The organism is Streptomyces sp. NBC_00683 (assembly GCF_036226745.1).
Classification (GTDB): Bacteria; Actinomycetota; Actinomycetes; order Streptomycetales; family Streptomycetaceae; genus Streptomyces.
Genome location: NZ_CP109013.1, coordinates 4,507,034 through 4,525,354 on the forward strand (window position 1 = coordinate 4,507,034; position 18,321 = coordinate 4,525,354).

Genomic DNA, 18,321 nt, shown 5'->3' on the forward strand with positions numbered 1-18,321 from the left:
TACGGGGCCGGCCGCCCCGTACACGTCCCCGGCTCTGCTGTGCGGCGGACCGGCAACCCGCGCGGGTGGTGGCGGCGACTTGAGGGCGGAGTCCCGTCCCCCATCAAGGGAGTCACCCATGCGCAGAGACCTTGCGCGTCTGGTCACCGTCCTCGCCGCCCTCGTCGCGATGGTCGCGGCGCCTCCGGTGACGGCGTCCCCCTCGCAGGCCGCCGAGGAGTGGAACCCGCCCGCGAAGCTGGTGCAGCCGCTGGGCGAGGTGTGGAGCCACGTCGAGTCGACCTACCCCGACCTCTACGGCTTCCGTAACTACGGCTGGGACCAGGTCGTGGCCAACAGAGGAAGCATCAACTACTGCGTCCGCTGGGAGTCCGACGCCCCGGTCGGCCCCGAACTGCGCGACAGGATCCATGCCGCGCTGAAGAAGCAGTTCGGGAAATGGACGGCGGCCATGGTGGAGAACGGCCAGGGCCACAACGCCTGGCCGTACACCACGGTGCCGGTCGACATCGTCGGCTGGGCGGTGAAGGACCGCTCGACACTGCAGTGGACCGACAGCTCCGTCGACATCTACGCGGGAAACCTCGACGAGGGCGGCGCCCCGCAGTGCTCGCCGGACTGTGGCCGCTTCTTCCACCAGGACGCCGACTACTCACGCTGCCCCGGCGGTGCGGCCCGTCACTACGACCAGTCCCTGTGGCTGACCGAGGGCTTCCAGGGCGGTGCCGGCGGAGACTGGGGTCAGCGAGTCGGGCAGGAGTACTTCACCGGCGCGCTGAGCCAGGAGAACATCCACATCTACCTGCACGAAGTCGGTCACACCTTCGGGCTCGACGACTTCTACGACTGGACCCCGACCGGGCAGTGCTGCTTCCTGATGAATGCGGGTTCCGCCGCGCAGATCACGGAGTTCGACACGTGGATGCTCCGTGATCTCTGGCGCCATCTGAAGAGCCGCTACGGCTACTGACGAGCTGCCACCTCCGCGTAGCGGCTGGCGGGGCGCGGCAGGCCCAGGTGGCCGCGCAGGGTCGTGGCGTCGTACGCCGTACGGAACACACCGCGCCGCTGCAGTTCCGGGACCAGGCCGCGGGTGATCGCGGTGAGGTCGTGCGGCAGGGTGCCGGGCCGCAGCCGGAAGCCGTCGAGGCCGGCGGTGCGCCAGTCGAGCAGCAGGTCGGCGAGCTCGCCGGGCGTGCCGGTGAAGATCTCGGCGTCGGAGGCGAGTTCGGCGCCGGCCAGTTCGTCCAGGCGGGCCTTGCGGTCCGAGGCCGCGCCCGGCTCCTCGTCCAGGAAGACCAGGAGTTCCGCGAACCTCCGCAGGGGCCGGTCCCGGATGTCCCTGCCGGTGCGCTCCACCGCCTCGTCGACCTGCGCGAGGATCGCCGCGGTGCCCGCACGGTCGTGCGGGGTGACGTGGACGAGGTCGGAGCCGAGCGCCGCGAACTCGTACGGGGTGGAGGCGTGCGCGAGGCTCACCACCACGGGTTGCCCCTGCGGGGTCCGCGGCGTGATCGAGGGCCCCTTCACGCTGAACCGTGTTCCCCGGAAGTCGATGTGGTGCACCTTGTCGCGGTCGATGAAGCGGCCGGTGGCCGCGTCCCGTATCTCCGCGTCGTCCTCCCAGCTGTCCCACAGCCGCCGTGCCGCCTCCACCACCTCGGTGCCCTCCGCGAAGAGTTCGCGCAGCCGCGCCGCGATCAGCTCCGAGTCGCGTACGTCGTCGTCGGTCAGTTGAGGTGTGGTGCGGCGGCCGAAGTGGGAGGCGTCGGCGGCGCGCGAGGAGATCTGCGGGCGCCAGCCGGCACGGCCCTTGCTCGCGTGGTCGAGCGTGGCGATGCCGATGGCGAGGTGGAACGGTTCGGTGTGCGTGACGTTCGTCGTCGGGACCAGGCCGATGCGCTCGGTGAGGGGGGCGAGGTGGGCGGCGAGCAGCACCGCGTCCACGCTGCCCCTGACCTGGTCGCTGCGGTCGTCCGGCAGGTGGAAGGCGGCGGTCTGCAGTCCGAGGGCGTCCTCGAAGGTGACGAAGTCGAGCAGGCCGCGCTCGGCCTCGGCGACCAGGCCGGCCCAGTACGCGGCCGTGAGCAGCTCACCGGGCCGGGCGTCCGCCGCCCGCCAGGCGGCCGGGTGCCACCCCGCGCCGTCGAGGGCGACGGCGAGGTGGAGCGGGGTGCTGCCGGTCGTGCCGGTCACGAGGCCTCCTTCTCGTTGTCCACGGGCTTGCGGTCTGCGGGCCGTTCGGCGCGGTCGGGGGTGCTCAGGCCCAGGTGGTCCCGGAGCGTCGTCCCCGCGTAGTCCTCGCGGAACACGCCCTTCTCCTGGAGCAGCGGCACCACCCGGTCCACCAGGTCGTCGAGCCCGCCGGGGGTGAGATGGGGGACGAGGACGAAGCCGTCGGCGCCCTCGGTCTGCACGAAGTGGTCGATGGCGTCGGCGACGGTCTGCGGGCTGCCGACGAACGTCTGGCGGCCGCCGACCTCGATGACCAGTTCGCGGATGCTCAGGTTCCGTTCCTCGGCGAGCTTGCGCCACTGCCGGGCCGTCTCGGCGCGCCCCTTGCGGAACACCGAGTGGCCCTTCAGGAAATGGGCGTCGTCCTCGGGCTCGATACCGGGCAGCGGCCCGTCCGGGTCGTACCCCGACAGGTCGCGGCCCCAGACCGCCTCCAGGTGGGCGATCGCGGTCTGCGGGCTCACCAGGTCGCGGCTGACCTCGGCGGCGTACGCGACGGCCTCCTCGTCGGTGTCGGCGATGACGGCGTTGGCGGTGGGCATGATCTTCAGTTCGTCCGGGGTGCGCCCGTACCGCGCGAGGCGCCGCTTCACATCCCGGTAGAAGTCACGGGCCGCATCGAGCCGGTTGTGCTTGCTGAAGATCACGTCCGCGTCGGACGCGGCGAACTCGCGGCCAGCGTCGGACTCGCCCGACTGGATGATCACGGGGTGTCCCTGCGGACCGGGCGGTGTCGTGAACCGGCCCGAGATGTCGAAGTGCGTCCCGTGATGGGCGAACCGGCCGACCCCGGGCCGTACGAACTCTCCCGCAGCCGCGTCGGCGCGGAGATCCCCGTCGGCCCAGCTGTTCCACAACTCGCGTGTGGTGGCCAGGAATTCGGCTGCCCGGGTGTAGCGGTCGGCCTCGTCGAGGAAGCCGCCGCGACGGAAGTTCTCGCCGGTGAAGGCGTCGTAGCTGGTGACCACGTTCCAGGCCGACCGCCCGCCGCTGAGGTGGTCGAGGGTCGCGAGTCGGCGCGCCACCTCGTACGGCTCGTTGAAGGTGGCGTTGACGGTCGCGGCGAGGCCGAGGTGCGTGGTGACGGCGGCCAGCGCGCTGAGCACGGTCAGGTTCTCCGGGCGCCCCGCGATGTCCAGGTCGTAGACCTGCCCCTTGTGCTCGCGCAGCCGCAGCCCCTCGGCGAGGAAGAAGAAGTCGAACTTGCCGCGTTCGACGGTCTGCGCGAGCCGGATGAAGGAGTCGATGGAGATCTGGCTCCCGGACCGCGGGTCCGACCAGACGGTCACGTTGTGGATGCCGGGCAGCTGCGCCGCGAGGTGCACCTGCTTCTTTCCGGTGACGGGCACGGTGCGGTCTCCTCCTGCGAAGGTCCGGCTGTGGGTGGGGCCCTCAGAGCGTGCACGGGCCGGTGGCGGCGCGGACAGGCCAACAGGCCTTACTTCATGAGCTGTTCACGCCGTAGGGCCTGCCGCGGGTGTCGCGGCCGGCGTGGCGAGCGGGGCCGGGGAGACGTACCGCACCGTGTTCTCGAAGGCCACGCCGTGGCTCTTCACGTCGATGGCGATGCGGTCGCCGTCGGCGATCCGGAACCCGTCGTGGAAACTGGCCTCGTCGGCGCCCAGGAGCACGTAGTTGACCTGTCCGGGCCGCCGCACCGCGGGGAACGAGAACAGGTGTGCCGCCATGTCCTGCACCCGGAAGTACAGGGCGTCGGCGCCGCAGTCGAAACTGCCCTCCCAGGCCGTCGCCCCGTCCCGCACGATGGTGACCCGCCCGGTCACCGTGCGCGGCGGCGGGCCGAGGAAGAGCCACGGGGTGAGCGCGGTGTCGCACAGCTTGCAGTACGGGTTGTAGCCGGGGTCCTGGCGGTGCAGGCCGATGTCGCACAGGTCGTTGCCGAAGGTGTAGCCGGCGTAGTGGGGCGTGCCGTCGTCGTCGTTGACGTAGACCAGCGTGACCTCCGGCTCCTCGATGAGGGCGACCGGAGCGGCGGGCACGTCCAGTGTCTCGCCCGGCAGCCGCACCCAGTCGCCGAACCCCTTGAAGAACCACTTGGGCGGAACGAACTCCCCTCCTTCGGGGGCGGTTTCGCCGTTCCACTTCTTCTTGTGCGTGCCCATGAAACCGCTCAGCAGTGCATGGCCCGTGGCCGTCGGCAGCAGCGGTGGCAGCAGCCTCAGCTCCGGGTCGCCGACGGTGACGGTGACGGTTTCCGCGCCCTCGGTGAGGGCGGCCTCGATGGCGGTCGCCGAACCGTCGGTGGCGATGAAGGCGGCGGCCACCTGCCCTTCGGCCACCCGGTAGAGGGTCTGCCGCGTGCCGTCCTCGGGCCTGCCGAAACCGACATGGCGTTCGCCGCCGTACGTGGCCTCGAACAGGACGGGGAGAACAGGGAGAGCGGGGGGAACGGACTGGGACATGAGGGAACTCCTCCAGGGCTGATGGGGGCTGAAGCGGGCTGAGGGGTGCTGATGTGGGTGATGCGGGTCAGGACCGAGGAGCGGCTGCGGGGGCCGGAGCATCCGCGCCCGTCAGGTCGGCCAGGACCTCACCGACCCGGTCGACCGCCTCCCGTATCCACGGCAGTGCGAGCGGATCCGGCGCCGTCAGGGCCGCCCTGCGCCGCTCGTCGGAGTCGCCGTAGAGGTGGCTGGTCGCGGCGCGGATCCGCAGGGCGCGGCCGGGCTCCCCGAACGCGCTCGCCGGGAGGACGCCGACTCCGTACCGCTCGGAGAGCAGCCGGGCCAGGTCGTCGCCGCCGCGCACGCCGTGCCGCCGCGCCAGCCGGTCCCGCAAGGGCTCGAAGTCCGGGTAGAGGTAGCACGTCGCGACGACGGGGGCCGTCTGCGCGCCCACCGCGGTGAACCGGCCGGCGACCGCGCGCACCACCGTCCCGTGCAGCCGACGGCTCGCCGCGATGTGCGCGGTGACCTCCGGCGGCTCCCCGAACGCGTACGCGGACGCGCTCTGTACGGGCGCCGGCGGGCTGGACCAGATCTGGCTGGCGACGGCGACGAGGCGGGTGTGCAGGGCGTGTCCGATGCCGCTGTCCGGCAGCCGGGCCACGCCCGTACGCCAGCCGCCGAGCGCCAGGCTCTTTGTGAGGCCGGTGGTGACGACGGTCCGCTCGGGTGCGTGCACCGCCGGGGACACGGCGGGCCGGGAGGTGTCGTACACCAGGTCGCGGTAGATCTCGTCGGACACGATGACCAGGTCGAGGGCGCGGGCCGCGTCCGCCAGCCGCCGCACCGTGGCGGCCGACGCCACCGTGCCGGTCGGGTTGTCCGGCACCGTCACGACCACGGACCGGGGGTTCAGCCCGGCGGCCCGCGCGTCGGCGACGGCCTCCCGCAGCCGGTCCGGATCGGGTACGCCGCCCTGCCCCGGCAGGATGGGTACGGGGATGGGGCGAGCCCCGACGAGGCGGGCCTGCGCCGCGTAGCTGACCCAGCTCGGTACGGGCACGATCACGTCGCCCCCGATGGCGAGCAGCAACGCGAACAGCAGCGCCTTGCTGCCCGGTCCTGCCACCACCAGCTCCGGGTCGATGTCCAGTCCGCGCCGCTCCCAGTACCCGGCGACGGCGGTGCGCAGCGCGGGACTTCCGGCGACGGAGCCGTACGCGTTCTCGCCCGCCGCCGCGGCGAGCCGGTCCCGCAGCGTGGTGAGGACGGGCAGGCCGATCTCGCCGCTCGCCATCGACAGCACCCGCTCCCCGGCCAGGCGCCGGCGGGCCAGGGCCTCGTCGGCGGCGAGGGTCGCCGACATGGAGACCGGTGCGGGTTCGGACATGACAGCTCCAGCGTTCGGGGTGGTGGGGTGAGGGGCCGGGGTGCGGGGCAGGGGCCGGTTCAGGGCGTCGCCGTGGCGTACCGCTGCCGGAGCTCCGCCTTGCGGACCTTGCCGGTCAGGGTCTTCGGGAGGGCGGGCACCAGCTCCACGCGGTCCGGCAGGAAGCGGGGGTCGTGGCCCGCCTCCCCGATGCGGGAACGGAGTGCGCCGAGCGACGGACCCGCACCGCCGCGCGGGACCACGACGGCGCAGATCACCGGCTCTCCGCCGTCCCGGTCGGGCGGCAGACCCACCAGCGCCGCTTCGACGGCGTTCGGGTGGCCGCCGATGACCGCCTCCAGTTCCGTCACGGGCGCGACCAGCCCACCGCGCAGGATCGCGTCGCGGGCCCGCCCGATGATGCGGATGCCGCCGCGTCCGTCGTCCCGTGCGAGGTCCCCGGTGTCGAACCAGCGCTCCGCGTCCAGCTCCGCCCGGAACGCCTCGTCGCGCCGGTGGTAGCCGAGCGCCAGCGACGCACCGCGCACCTTGAGGCGGCCGACGGAGCCGCTCCCGCCGCCGGCGCCGGACGCGTCGATGCGGGTCTCCATGGAGTCGATGGCGCTGCCGTTGCTGTGGGCCGCCCAGTTCTCGGGGTCCTGGGGCCGGGTCGTGGTCACGGGGCCGTTCTCGGACATGCCCCACAGCGAGTAGGTGCGCGCGCCCAGAGTCTCGTGGACCTCGTCGGCCAGCTCCTGGAGGACCTGGGCCGAGCCGATGACCACGTGCCGCAGGGTGCTCGTGTCGCGTTTCTGAGCCCGCTGCGACGCGGCCACGTCGGCGAGCGTGGCGGGCGGCCCGTACAGCAGGGTGGCGCCGTACCGCTCCACCAGGTCGAGCAGCGCCTCGTTGCGGCGTACGTCCTGGAAGGCGACGGTGCCGCCGAGCATGACACCGGCGAGGACGCCCTGCGCGAACCCCGAGTAGTGGACGAGCGGCGTGGACACGGCCGCCACCCAGTCGTCCCCGGCCCCGAAGGCGTCGACGTAGCCGCGTACCGCCGAGTGGACCGTGTTCTGGCTGTGCAGGACACCCTTGGACGCTCCGGTGGTCCCGGAGGTGAACAGGACCACGAAGGGCTCTTCGGGGCCGAGGGCCCGGCCGTCCGGGCCGGCGGCCCCCTCCTGCTCCTCCCGCGCCTCGGCCACGAAGTGGTCGTGGAAGGACCGTGCGCCCTCGGGCACCGGGCCGTCGACCACCACCACGTGCTCGAGCGAGGGGAGGTCGTCCTTGAGCCGGGTGACGATCTCCGCCAGGGGCGTTCCCGACCACTCGGGGAGGGTGACGCAGACCCGGGCCTCGGTGAGGCCGAGGCGGTGGCGCAGCTCGTCCTCCGGGCAGACGGGCGAGATCGGGCAGATGACGGCGCCGACCCGGATGCAGGCGAAGATCAGCGGCACCATCTCCCACCGGTTGGGGAGCTGTACGGCCACGAAGTCGCCGCGCCGTACGCCCAGGTCGAGCAGCGCGTGGGCGAACCGGTCCGTCAGGGCGTCCAGTTCCGCGTAGTCGAGGGTGTCGGTGCGGGACTCGGCGACGCGTCGGCCCGCGACGGCCAGCCGGTGCGGGTGCAGGCGCGCCTGCCGGCGCAGGTCGTCGAGGAAGGTCTCGTCCCGCCACCAGCCGCGGCGGCGGTACTCGGCCGCCCGCTCCTCGGCCGCCCGCTCCTCGGCCCCTGCGGAGGCGGTGGCCGAGGGCGGAGCCGGGTCCGTGACCGTCGTAGTCGCCGGTTCCGTGGCCGCCGTGCTCATCGGAGGTCCTTCCGGCGGGCCGCGAGCAGCTCGGGCAGCGGGTTGCCCGCCCGGGCGGCCGCGATGTCCAGCAGGTCCCGGGTGTTCTGCCGTACCCGGTCGCCGACCCAGTCGAACACCCACGCCTTGCGGGCCTCGGTCGCGAGGTCGAATGGGACGACGCGGGTGACCGCCAGGGCCGCCGACGCGGCCCCGCCGATGTTGGCGATCACGCCAGGGACGAGGGCGGCGCCCGATGCGGCCACCTTCTCCTTTGCCGCGCCACTGGAGGCGAGGTTGGCGCCCTCGACCACCAGGCCGGCCCGGAGGCGGTGCGTGTTCTCGGCGGTGAGCGCGTACTTTTGCGCCGCCAGGACCAGCAGGTCCGCATCCACGTCCAGCCAGGCCTCCGGCTCGCCGGAGACGGTGACGTGCTGGGGCAGCCGGGAGCGGTCGATCCGCCCGAACTCGTCGGTCACGGCGACGAGATCAGCCACCGGCAGCCGGTCCGCGCTGATGGTGCCCTGCACGTCGGCGATGCCCACGATGATGTGCCCGCGCTCCTCCAGGAACCGCGCGACCGCCCGGCCCACCGCGCCGAAGCCCTGCACCACCACCCGGGCCGGCTCCGTGCGGCCGCTCGCCTCCAGGGCGGTGATCGCGGCGACCCCGACGCCGTGCCCGGTGGCGTCGATCAGGGGCTCGTAGTAGGTGCGCCAGTCGATCGGCATGTCCGGGGCGCCCAGCCGGTAGCGCGGGTCGTAGCCGGCCTCGGCGAAGAAGACGGCCCGGTCGGCGGGGGTGACGCCCATGTCGATGCCGAGGTGGATGCCGCCGTGCAGGAGCGGCTTGACGGTGCGGCCGAAGGTGCGGAAGGTTTCCTCGCGGTTCGTACCGTCGGAGACGATGCCGGCCTTCGCGCCGCCGATGCGCAGCCCGGCGAGCGTGAACTTCTCCGTCATGTCGCGGGCGAGACCAGCCACTTCTTCCTCGCTGACCCCGGTTGTCATCCGGGTTCCGCCCATCGCCAGGCCGTCGACGAGCGTGTCGACGACGACCCAGCCCTTGATCGTGCCGCCGCTCCCGTTCAGGTGGACGGTGAACGCGGGAGCCTGCGGGTCTTCCAGAGCACTCATTGCCAAGTCCTTGTGGCCGTAGGTGGGAGGGGGAAGTCGGTGCGGCAGGGACGGGTCACCGGTAGAGCTGCGCGAAGCCGCGCAGGATCTCCAGGCCGTCCTTGCGGAACTCCAGGTGGGCCTGGGAGCCGAGGATCCGGCCGTCGTCGGAGCGCAGGAACTCCACGGGCGCGTGCGCGGAGCGGCCGATGGAGCGGAAGCCGGGCGGCGCGTCCCGCAGATAGAGGGTGTGCCGGTGGAAGACGGTGACGGTCGGCTTCACGTAGGTGAAGAGCGGCTCCTCCGTGTCGACCTGAGCCTCGTAGCCGCCGACCCGCTGAGGCCCCTCCGCGAGGTGTCCGCCGGCTGCGACGGCGATGATCTGCATGCCGCCGCAGATGCCGAGGACGGGGACGTCCGCGCTCCTGACGAGGTCGATGAGGGGCTTGTAGTAGTCACGGTCGTAGGCGCGCACCTTGGTGCCGCTCAGTACGATCGCCCGGTATCGGCCGCCCAGCCGGGCGGGTACGGACGAGACGTCGACCGCCTCGGTCTGTGACCCCAACTCCTCCAGCCGGGACCGAAGTTGTTTCAGGGACAGGGTTCCGTTGTTGACGACGAGCACACGGGGCCGCGTCATGTGTTCGCTCCTTGCGCTCGGGTGATGACGGTGCCGGTGCGGGCGTCGAGCAGGTGGGAGACGGGTGCGCTGCCGATGACGACCCGTTCCACACCGTGCTCCAGGGCCTCGCCCGCGGCCCGAAGCTTCTTGCGCATGCCGCCCTTCGCGCCCTTGTCGCGGAAGGCCGCCGCGGCCTGCGCGGTGATCCGGCGTACCGGCTCCCCGTCGATGAGCAGGTGCGCGACATCGGTGACCAGGACCAGGTCGGTGGCGCCGGTGGCCCCGGCGATCGCGGCGGCGGCCCGGTCGGCGTCGGTGTTGACTTCCCGGCCCGCCCCGTTCCGGGCGAGCGGCGTGACGAGGTAGGCGTGGCGCGGCTGCAGGTTCTTCAGCGGTGCCGGGTCCACCCCGGTGATCGGGCCGACGAGGTTCTCCAGCTCGACGAGCTGTTTCTCCCGCCACCACCACTTCTCGCCCTCGCCGGCGTCCACCAGGCCGTCGCTGCCCAGCAGCCGCTCCGCGGTGATACCGCGCCGCTCCAGCCGCCCCAGGACGTCCTCGGCCAGCTCCGCGCTGACGGTCTTGATGTCCTCGATGACCTCGGGCGTGGTCCACCGGCTCTGGTTGCCGTACCGGTCGCGCAGGATCGCGGACGTTTCGCTGTAGCGGGGATCGAGCTTCTTCAGGGGCTTGGACCAGCCGTGTACGAGGATCAGCGGCCGCTCCTGCCCGTGCCGGGCGAGGTCGTCCCACCACGCGCCGTCGAGGTCGTCGAGGCAGCTGCCGCCGAGCTTCACCACGGTCGGGACACGGTTTCGGTGCTGGGCGCTCATGCGGGCATCACCGGCTGCATCGTCAGGCCCGTCTCCTCGGGCAGCCCGAACCGCAGGTTCACGGCCTGCACCGCCTGGCCGGCGGCGCCCTTGACGAGGTTGTCGAGCGCGGCGAGCACGACGATCCGGCCGCCCTCCTCGTCGTGCAGGGCCGTCACGTCGCAGAAGTTGGAGCCCAGTACGGCCTGCGGGTCGGGTACCGGGATCAGCGTCTCGTCGTGCCGTCGCACCCGGACGAAGGGGCGTCCCTTGTAGAAACGCAGATAGGCCCGTGACAGCTCGCGCTGGTCGATCTTCTCGTCGGTGAAGACGTACGAGCTGGTGAGCAGGCCGCGCACGTGGGAGACGCCGTACGCGGACATGGACAGGGACTCGATGGCGCCGGGCTTGCTCCGCTGCAGGAAGTCCCCGACCTCGGCGGCGTGCCGGTGCCCGGTCGGGGAGTACGGGGCGATGGCCCCGCTGCGGAACGGGTGCAGGTCGGAGGTGCGCAGGTGCAGGCCGCCGCCGCTGGATCCGCTCTTGCCGTCCACCACGACCGTCTTCAGGTCCAGGCCGAGGCCGAGTGTGAGCGGCGCCAGGCCCAGGGTGATCGCGGTGGCGTAGCAGCCGGGCAGGGAGATCAGCGCGGCGTCCTTCAGCTGGTCGCCGATCAGCTCAGGAACCCCGTACACGAAGCGGTCCGCGAGGTCGGTACGGCGTTTCACCTTCGGGTACCAGCGGTCGTGGAGCTCCGGGGTGCGGATGCGGAAGGCGCCGCTGAGGTCGACGACGGCCGGGATCCGGTCGGCGAACAGCGCGGCCAGCTCGGCCGAGACCGGCGCCGGGGTGGCCAGGAAGAGGACGTCGACCTGGTCGGCGACGGCCTCGGTCACGGGCTGCACGGTCAGGCCCTGGTCGATGCGCAGACCGGGGTGGAGCTGGGACAGACGCCTGCCGATGTGGGAGGAGCCGCCGAGGAAGGTCAGCTCCAGGTCGGGGTGCTGAGTGATCAGCCGGATGAGATCGCCGCCGGCGAGCCCGGAGGCGCCGACGACTCCTGCACGGATCATGCGAGTAACTCCTGCACGTAACGGCCGATGGCCGAAGGGATGTCCGCGCCGGTCGCCGAGGCGACCGCCCGGAAGCCGGGAGCGTGGTTGACCTCGTTGACGACGTAGCCGTCGGGGGTGCGGAAGAGGTCGACCCCGTAGATTCCGGGGCCGAGCACGGACACCACGCCGTCGATGATCTTCGTGACGTCGGGGTCGTGGGCGACGGCGCGGTTCTTGTTGCCGAGGGCGGCGTTGTTGCGCCAGTCGGTGCCCCCGCTCTCGAACTCCGCGGCGCCGATGAGCTCGCGCCCGACGACGAGGCAGCGCACCGAGCTGCCGCCGAGGTACGGCTCGACCACACAGGCTTGCTCGAAGGCGTGCCCGAGGTCCTCGACGTAGTCGTACACGGACTGGGCGGTGTCGGCGTGCCGGATCAGCGTGACCCGCTTGCCCATGCCGCCGAAGACGGGCTTGAGGACCACCGGCAGGGGCAGCTCGTCGAGGGCCTTCTCGAAGTCCCTGCGGGAGAGCACGAGCCGGTGGTCCGGCACGGGCACGCCCGCGGTGTGCAGGACGGCGCGCAGCGCGGCCTTGTTCTCACAGGCGTGGATCGCACGGGCGGTGTTCAGGGCGGGGACACCGGCCGCCTCGGCGAGCGTGGCGATCAGTCCGCCGCGGGTGTAGCTGCGGCTGCGTACCAGCAGGGCGTCGTAGCCCTTCACGGACGGGGCGTCCGGATGACCGAGGCACAGGGACTCGTCGTTGACCCAGTCGAGGCGGAGGCCGAAGGCCGGGGCCGCCTCGATCAGCAGGCGTTCCTCCCAGCTGATGCGGTCGGCGACGAGGGCGACGCTGCCGCCCATGTCACTGCCCCCAGTCGCGGAGCTGTACCTCGACCATGACCAGCGTCAGGTGGCCGTCCTTGATGTCCTCGACGCGGAGCGTGAGTATGCATTCGGGGCAGGACAGGGTCTCGCCCTTCACGACCGGCGGCACGGTCAGGTCGGTCTCGCACTCGGGGCAGATGCCGGTGAGTGTGGCGGTGGACATGGTTCAACTCCGTAGGTCGTACGCGGGTGTCGGCTTTCGGGACCGGGCCGGGCGGCCCGGGTGGGAGGGGGCTCGCACCCCTGCGGGTGATGCGGTTCAGGCGGGCTGGAAGTCGATGGCGGCCTTGCGGATCGCGTCCCGGTCCAGCAGCGGGCGGCCGTTCCGCTCCTGCTGCTCGGCCAGCCAGGGTGTGAAGGCGGCGATGTCGACGAGGATTCCCGAGTCGGCCAGCGCCCAGGTGACGAGGGCCGGTGTCAGGCGGCTGCGCACCCGCAACTCCCTTGTGTTGCCCACGAGTTCGGCCGGGAGGGTCTCGTACGCCGCCGGGTGGCTGAGCTGGCCCGGCAGCTCGTACGCGAAGGCGTGCGGTGTGGTCGGCCCCGACTGGAAGGCGTCGCCGAGGCCGGCGCCCCTGAGCGCGACCCGCGACAGTTCGGTGAGGTGGGTCAGGTCGAAGCGGGTGTCGCCGTGGATGACACGCAGCGAGGTGAGCAGCTCGGCCAGCGGAGCGTTGCCGCCGCGCTCGCCGATGCCGCCGACGGTCGCCGAGACCCACTGGGCGCCCGCCCGGACGGCGGCGAGGGAGTTGGCGACGGCCATGCCCAGCATGTTGTGCGAGTGGATCTCGATCTCGGAGCCGTCGATCGCGACGAGGTCCGCGATCACCTCCTCCATCTGCCAGGGCGACAGGTGGGCGACGGTCTCGGCGAGCCGGAACCGGTCGGCGCCGGCCTCGAAGCCCGCGGTGACGTAGGGGACGAGCCGCTCCTTGGGGGTGCGGGCGCCGTCCTCGCCGCTGAAGGTGACGTGGAAGCCGCGCTCCTTGGCCTGGGAGACCGCAGAACGGGCCAGCTTCTCGACGTACCTGGGGCTGTGCGAGTCGAGCTTCAGCCGGGCGTGCTGCTCGGAGGTGGGGATGGAGTACATGATGTGGCGCACGCCCAGGCGCTCGGCCTCGTCGAGGGCCTGCGCGACCTGCCGGCGGTCGCGTACGACGACGAGCGTCATGCTGCGCTCGGGGCCGACGGCCTCGTGGGTGGCGAGGACGAGGTCGGCGTCCTTGGAGTCCGGGCCGGACACCATGCCGACCTCGACGAGTTCGACGCCGGTGCGCACCAGCAGGTCCGCGATGACGGCGGCGTCCGCGGGGCCGAATTCGACACCTGCCATATGCGCCGAGTCCCGCAGGGTCGCGTCGGATATACGGGGCAGCCTCGGCGCTTCCTCAAGGCTTTCTGCTGCTGCCATTTCTTCACTCCTTGTTCCCGACAGGGTCTGTGATTCCGACCTGGCTTGGTTTCCTGCAGAGCCTGTGGGTCGAATTCCTGGGGATTCGGCAGGCGCTGCTCATAGCCTCCGCCGCGCGGCCGGAAAGGGCAAGATCGTTTGTGTCAGGGGTGTGTGGGGGACTGTCAGGGAATGTCAGGAGGGCAAGGGAGTGCAAGACCGTTGTGCGGCCGACGACAAATCGAGCGCACCGGACCGCCATTGATGTGACCGGCGTCCTACTGTGCGGCCATGGATATCTTCTCGCTGCCCCGGCTCGGGGTCGTCGTGCCGCCGGAGAACCCCACCGCGGAACCCGAGTTCAACCATCTGCTCGGATCCGGAATGAATGTGTACACGTCCCGGTTCCCGGTGACTCCGGGAGTCGGCCTCAGGGCCATGCTGGAGACGTACAACGACGTACTCCCCGGCATCCTCGGAAGCTTCGGCGGCATGCGCCTGGACGCGGCCGTGGTGGCGTGCAGCGCCTCGCACTACCTGCTGGACCCCGACGGTGATCGCGCGTTCTGCGCCGAGCTGTCCGAGCGTGCGGGCTTCCCCGTGCAGTCCTCGACCCAGGCCATCCTCGCGGCGTGCGACGCGCTCGGGGTGAACCGGCTGACGCTCGTCTCGCCGTACGAGCCGTGGCTCACCGACACGTCCCGCGCGTTCTGGGAGCGGGCGGGCCTGACCGTCGACGGTGTCGTGCTCGTGCCGGCGGCGACGGATCCGGCCGGTGGCGGCCACTACGACCCGTACGAGGTGACGACCGGGACGGTCCTGCGGCACATACGGGAGCGGGAGATCCCGGCCGGCACCGCCCTGCTGTTCACCGGTACGGGCATGGGCACGCTGGGCGCCCTCGCCGAGCTCGCCAGGGAGGAACCCCGCCGGACCCTGCTGACCTCGAACCTGGCGTCGGCCTGGTGGGCGCGGCGCGCGGTGGGGGGCGCGCCCGGCGCGGCGCACCCGCTGCTGCGGCTGCTGGAGCCCGCGGCCGCGTGACGCCGAGCGGCCCCGGGGGGCGGCGCCGCTGCCCTCCCCGGGGCCCTCGTGCACGCGCCGACGGCTCAGCCGGTGGATGCCTCGGGCATGCGCCAGCGGTGCCCCATCCGGTAGCCGACGCCCCGGACCGTGTGGATCCAGCAGGGGTGGCCGAGTTTCGCCCGCAGGCTGCTCACATGCGTGTCGATGGTGCGGCTGGGGTGCCCCCAGCTGCTTCCCCAGACCCTTTCCATCAACTCCCTCCGCGTCACCACGGTTTCGGGGGTCGCGGCCAGGGTGTACAGCAGCTCGAATTCCTTCGACGTGACATCGATGAGCCGGTTGTGCAGACGCACTTCACGGGTTCGCGGATCGATATGGAGCCGACTCAGGGAAATGGCGTCGAGAAGGGACGGTCTGGGGCGGGACCGGCGCAGCACCGCTTCGATGCGGGCACTGATCTCCCGGAATCCCCAGGTTTTCACCACGCAGTCGTCCGCGCCCGCTTTCAGGGCGAGAACACGCTCCAGTTCATCGTCGGCATCGGTTATCGCAATCAGGGGTGTGTCATTGTCTTTCCGCAAGGACCGGCACAACTCCAGTCCGTCGATGTCGGGCAGGTTCAGGGAAAGCAGCACCAGGTCCGCGTCGGCGCAGGCTTGCAGGGCCCGCGCTCCTGTGCCGACGCCGCGGGCGGTGTATCCCTGCCGCCGCAGATCGCTGACCATGGCTTCGGCCGCGGAGGCGTTCCGCTCCACCACGAGTACGTTCGTCACGAGTACCAACCCCTTCTCCCCGGCCTGTTGTCAGCTCGCGGCACCGGCGAGTTCGCCCGACGGCTCGGCCGGTTCGGGGGGCAGCGTGCCAGGAGCGGCGTACAGGTGCTGGTAGGCGTACGCGGCCAAGGCCATGGTCATGTGGTGGTGCCAGCCGGGGAAGGAGCGGCCCTCGAAGTCCAGGACGCCGAACCGTTTCTGTAGCGTGGCGACGGTCGACAGGGCCGCGGCGCGGCTGCGCGTGAGCCGCAGGACCTCCTCCACGCGCCGGTCCGTGAGCGTGGTCATCCAGTACCGGGCGGGCTGCCGGCCGTCCGGGTCGGGCCGCTCCAGGACGCGGTACGTGCGGGAGGCGCTCTCGTCACCGGCGCCGAGTCCCGGCAGCCGCACCGTTCCCGCGTACGCGTGGATCGGCACCGCTTCGGTGCGGCCCTGTGCGGTTCGCCGGACCAGTACATGGGTCTGCCGGGCGTGCCGCAGCTCCATCAGCTCGCCCACGGTGCTCACGGTGGGCGTGTGCTGGCCGGTGAGCACGAGCCGGTCCGGGTCCACCTCGCACACCACGTCGTGCCGTAGCCGGGCGAGCCCCGCGAGTACCCTGCACGCGTCGTCCCACCCCGTCAGGTCGAGTACCCAGGGGATACGGGGCAGTTGGGGCTGCGCGGACACGTCGGCGGCGTAGCCGAGGACGTAGGCGCCGGCGGGGCGCCCGGTCTCGGTCTCCGGTATGCGTGCACGGCGCCTGCGTTCCCTGTCCGAGTCCCAGGGTCCGTCGAGCACGATGCTCCAGTCCACCGGGAAGCAGTGGGTGGCGGTGGCCAGGAAGAGGCCCATGGCGCGCTGGCAGTTGACGGTCTGTCCGGTTGCCGTGTCCACGCGCCGGTGTACGCCCACCGAGTGCTCGCCGCGTTTGGGGATGATGAGTTCGGCGACGGTCCAGGCGTGCGGTGTCGCACTCGCGGCGATCCGCCGGGCGAGCTTGCGGCGCACCGGCTGCCAGTCCCACGGGCTGGCGTTGATGAACCGGTGCAGCCCGTGTGCCGCGGCCGAGGGCAGCGGCTTCGCCAGCGCCATGCGCCGCGGGGTCTTCTTGCCGGAGACATGGATCAGGGCCCACAGGTACAACTGGGCCCAACGGCGTTGCTCCGCCCGGCGGAACGGCCGGAAGATCTCGTCCATGAACGTCTGCATGCGCGCCCATTCGCCCGGCACGGCTGTGCGTAACTCCCTTGACGACATGTAACGCTACGCCCCTTCGATACTCGTATTCGCTCGCACCCAGGTGGATACATGGCACGTACGTACGAGGCGAAAGTACCGTCCGGGGAGTCGTTTTCCTGGGTTGGCCGCCTATTCTGCAACTTCGCGGCCTGACCTGCGCAAACGCTGCACGGAAGGGTGTGCGGGAGGGATTCGGGCGGGCAGCGGAAACGGCTCCACCAGTGGTGGAGCCATTACCTGAACCCGGTCGGTGAAGTGTCAAAACATCATGAACATCCCGGCGGCGTGGGACGGGCCCCGCGCGTGGCGGATCAGCTCGGCTCCGGGCCGACGTCCTGGGACACCTGGCGCGTGGCGGGGAAGCCGGCGCCGCGTGCGTAGAGGACGACCGCGATCACCGGCAGCAGGAGCAGCAGGACGGTCCAGGGGAAGGATTCGCTGCCGGCCACGTCGAGCAGGATGCCGCCGATGATGCCGCCGCCCGCCATGGCGACGTTCCAGAGGGTGACGAGCATGGCCTGGGCCGCGTCGGCGGATTCACCGCCCGCGTCACCGACCGCGGTCTGCAGCAGGGTGGGCACCCCGCCCCAGCCCAGGCCCCACAGGACGGCCGCGACGTACACGAGTGCGGTCGTGTCGGAGACAACGGCCAGGAGCGCGGCGGCCACGGCGACCAGCAGGGCGCCGGCGATCGTGAGGCTGCGCAGCCGGTGCTGGATCTGGGCGCCGACGATCCAGATGCTCGCCAGCGAGGCGGCGCCGAAGACGAGGAGGACCAGGCCGGTGCTGTCGTCCAGGCCCAGGTCGTCGAGGAACGCGGCGATATAGGCGTACAGGATGGTGTGGGCCAGCACGAAGACGAGCGTGACGAACAGGACCGGGGTCACGCCGGGGATGCGCAGGGTGCGCAGCATCTTCGGCCGCTCGCCGCGTTCCTGCCCCGGGTAGTCCGGCACGGCCGCGAAGATCCACAGCAGGAGCACCACCGTGAGCGCCGTCATCGAGAGGAACGCCACGCGCCAGCCGAGCGCCTCGCCGAGGAAGGTCCCGGCGGGTACGCCGATGGAGAGTGCGACGGGAATGCCCGCCATGGCGATGGCGATCGCCCTGCCCTGGAGATGTACGGGCGCGAGACGCCGCGCGTAGCCGGCGAGCAGGGCCCAGGCCAGACCGGCCGCGACACCCGCGACGAACCGGGCCACCATCGTCAGCTCGTAGACGGACGACACCGCTGTGACGGTGTTGGCCAGGGCGAATCCGGCCATGGCGGCGAGCAGCAGCCCCTTGCGCCGCCAGCCCGCGGTGGCCGCGGTCAGCGGGATCGCGGTCAGGGCGGTGCCGATCGCGTAGATCGTCACGGTCTGGCCGGTCGCGGACTCGCTCACCCGCAGGTCGTCGCTCATCGCGGTGAGCAGCCCCGCGGGGAGCGTCTCGGTGAGGCAGGTGATGAAGACGGCGGTGGCGAGGGCGAGCAGGGCCAGGAGCGGGAGCTTCTGCTGCTCCTGGCCGCCGCTCTTCGTTTCCGGTGCCGCGGCTGAATCGGCCGCGGTGTCGGGCACGGTGCTCATGTGGTGGACTCCGGATCTTCTGGGGGAATCTGGGAATCTGGGGACGTGGTGCT

Annotated in this window: 17 protein-coding genes; 2 read left to right on the forward strand and 15 right to left on the reverse strand. The window is 71.7% G+C overall.

Features of this window, described 5'->3' with window-relative positions; genetic code table 11:
• Positions 1-118 precede the first annotated feature (118 nt).
• On the forward strand, positions 119-970 hold the full coding sequence (locus tag OG257_RS20230) for a hypothetical protein (protein WP_329209362.1): 852 nt from the start codon (positions 119-121) through the stop codon (positions 968-970).
• Here the strand turns inward: OG257_RS20230 and OG257_RS20235 are convergent.
• From OG257_RS20235 to OG257_RS20290, 12 genes are all read right to left on the reverse strand, one after another.
• On the reverse strand, positions 964-2,196 hold the full coding sequence (locus OG257_RS20235; protein WP_329209364.1) for an LLM class flavin-dependent oxidoreductase: 1,233 nt from the start codon (positions 2,194-2,196) through the stop codon (positions 964-966). The genes OG257_RS20230 and OG257_RS20235 overlap by 7 nt on opposite strands.
• A complete protein-coding gene (locus OG257_RS20240) occupies positions 2,193-3,584 on the reverse strand; it encodes an NtaA/DmoA family FMN-dependent monooxygenase (protein ID WP_329209367.1) in 1,392 nt (463 codons plus the stop codon). The genes OG257_RS20235 and OG257_RS20240 overlap by 4 nt, the downstream gene beginning before the upstream one ends.
• Positions 3,585-3,689: 105 nt before the next feature.
• A complete protein-coding gene (locus OG257_RS20245; RefSeq protein ID WP_329209369.1) occupies positions 3,690-4,658 on the reverse strand; it encodes a fumarylacetoacetate (FAA) hydrolase in 969 nt (322 codons plus the stop codon).
• Positions 4,659-4,725: 67 nt separating this feature from the next.
• Complete coding sequence (locus OG257_RS20250; protein WP_329209372.1) at positions 4,726-6,030, reverse strand: pyridoxal phosphate-dependent aminotransferase; 1,305 nt, start codon at positions 6,028-6,030, stop codon at positions 4,726-4,728.
• A 59-nt stretch (positions 6,031-6,089) separates the two neighbouring features.
• Positions 6,090-7,820, reverse strand: a complete 1,731-nt coding sequence (locus OG257_RS20255; protein ID WP_329209374.1) for an AMP-binding protein — start codon at positions 7,818-7,820, stop codon at positions 6,090-6,092.
• Positions 7,817-8,935 (reverse strand): Glu/Leu/Phe/Val dehydrogenase dimerization domain-containing protein, encoded by a 1,119-nt coding sequence (locus tag OG257_RS20260; RefSeq protein ID WP_329209376.1) that lies wholly within the window; start codon positions 8,933-8,935, stop codon positions 7,817-7,819. The genes OG257_RS20255 and OG257_RS20260 overlap by 4 nt, the downstream gene beginning before the upstream one ends.
• 55 nt (positions 8,936-8,990) lie before the next feature.
• On the reverse strand, positions 8,991-9,554 hold the full coding sequence (locus OG257_RS20265; protein WP_329209378.1) for a type 1 glutamine amidotransferase: 564 nt from the start codon (positions 9,552-9,554) through the stop codon (positions 8,991-8,993).
• Entirely contained in the window at positions 9,551-10,369 is an 819-nt protein-coding gene (locus OG257_RS20270) for an amino acid kinase family protein (RefSeq protein WP_329209380.1), read from the reverse strand. Before OG257_RS20270 ends, OG257_RS20265 begins: the two co-directional genes overlap by 4 nt.
• Complete coding sequence (gene argC / locus OG257_RS20275) at positions 10,366-11,421, reverse strand: N-acetyl-gamma-glutamyl-phosphate reductase (RefSeq protein ID WP_329209382.1); 1,056 nt, start codon at positions 11,419-11,421, stop codon at positions 10,366-10,368. Before argC ends, OG257_RS20270 begins: the two co-directional genes overlap by 4 nt.
• On the reverse strand, positions 11,418-12,266 hold the full coding sequence (locus tag OG257_RS20280) for an ATP-grasp domain-containing protein (protein ID WP_329209385.1): 849 nt from the start codon (positions 12,264-12,266) through the stop codon (positions 11,418-11,420). The genes argC and OG257_RS20280 overlap by 4 nt, the downstream gene beginning before the upstream one ends.
• A 1-nt stretch (position 12,267) precedes the next feature.
• Positions 12,268-12,453, reverse strand: a complete 186-nt coding sequence (locus OG257_RS20285) for a lysine biosynthesis protein LysW (protein ID WP_329209387.1) — start codon at positions 12,451-12,453, stop codon at positions 12,268-12,270.
• A gap of 96 nt (positions 12,454-12,549) precedes the next feature.
• A complete protein-coding gene (locus OG257_RS20290; protein WP_329209389.1) occupies positions 12,550-13,701 on the reverse strand; it encodes a LeuA family protein in 1,152 nt (383 codons plus the stop codon).
• 270 nt (positions 13,702-13,971) lie between these two features.
• Here OG257_RS20290 and OG257_RS20295 point away from each other — a divergent pair, with 270 nt between their 5' ends.
• Entirely contained in the window at positions 13,972-14,724 is a 753-nt protein-coding gene (locus tag OG257_RS20295) for a maleate cis-trans isomerase family protein (protein WP_329209391.1), read from the forward strand.
• A gap of 65 nt (positions 14,725-14,789) precedes the next feature.
• Here OG257_RS20295 and OG257_RS20300 read toward each other — a convergent pair whose 3' ends face one another.
• From OG257_RS20300 to OG257_RS20310, 3 genes are all read right to left on the reverse strand, one after another.
• Positions 14,790-15,479, reverse strand: a complete 690-nt coding sequence (locus OG257_RS20300; RefSeq protein ID WP_329209393.1) for a response regulator transcription factor — start codon at positions 15,477-15,479, stop codon at positions 14,790-14,792.
• 30 nt (positions 15,480-15,509) lie between these two features.
• Complete coding sequence (locus OG257_RS20305) at positions 15,510-16,718, reverse strand: IS701 family transposase (protein ID WP_443054443.1); 1,209 nt, start codon at positions 16,716-16,718, stop codon at positions 15,510-15,512.
• A gap of 293 nt (positions 16,719-17,011) precedes the next feature.
• Entirely contained in the window at positions 17,012-18,268 is a 1,257-nt protein-coding gene (locus OG257_RS20310; protein ID WP_329209397.1) for an MFS transporter, read from the reverse strand.
• Between the last annotated feature and the right edge of the window lie 53 nt (positions 18,269-18,321).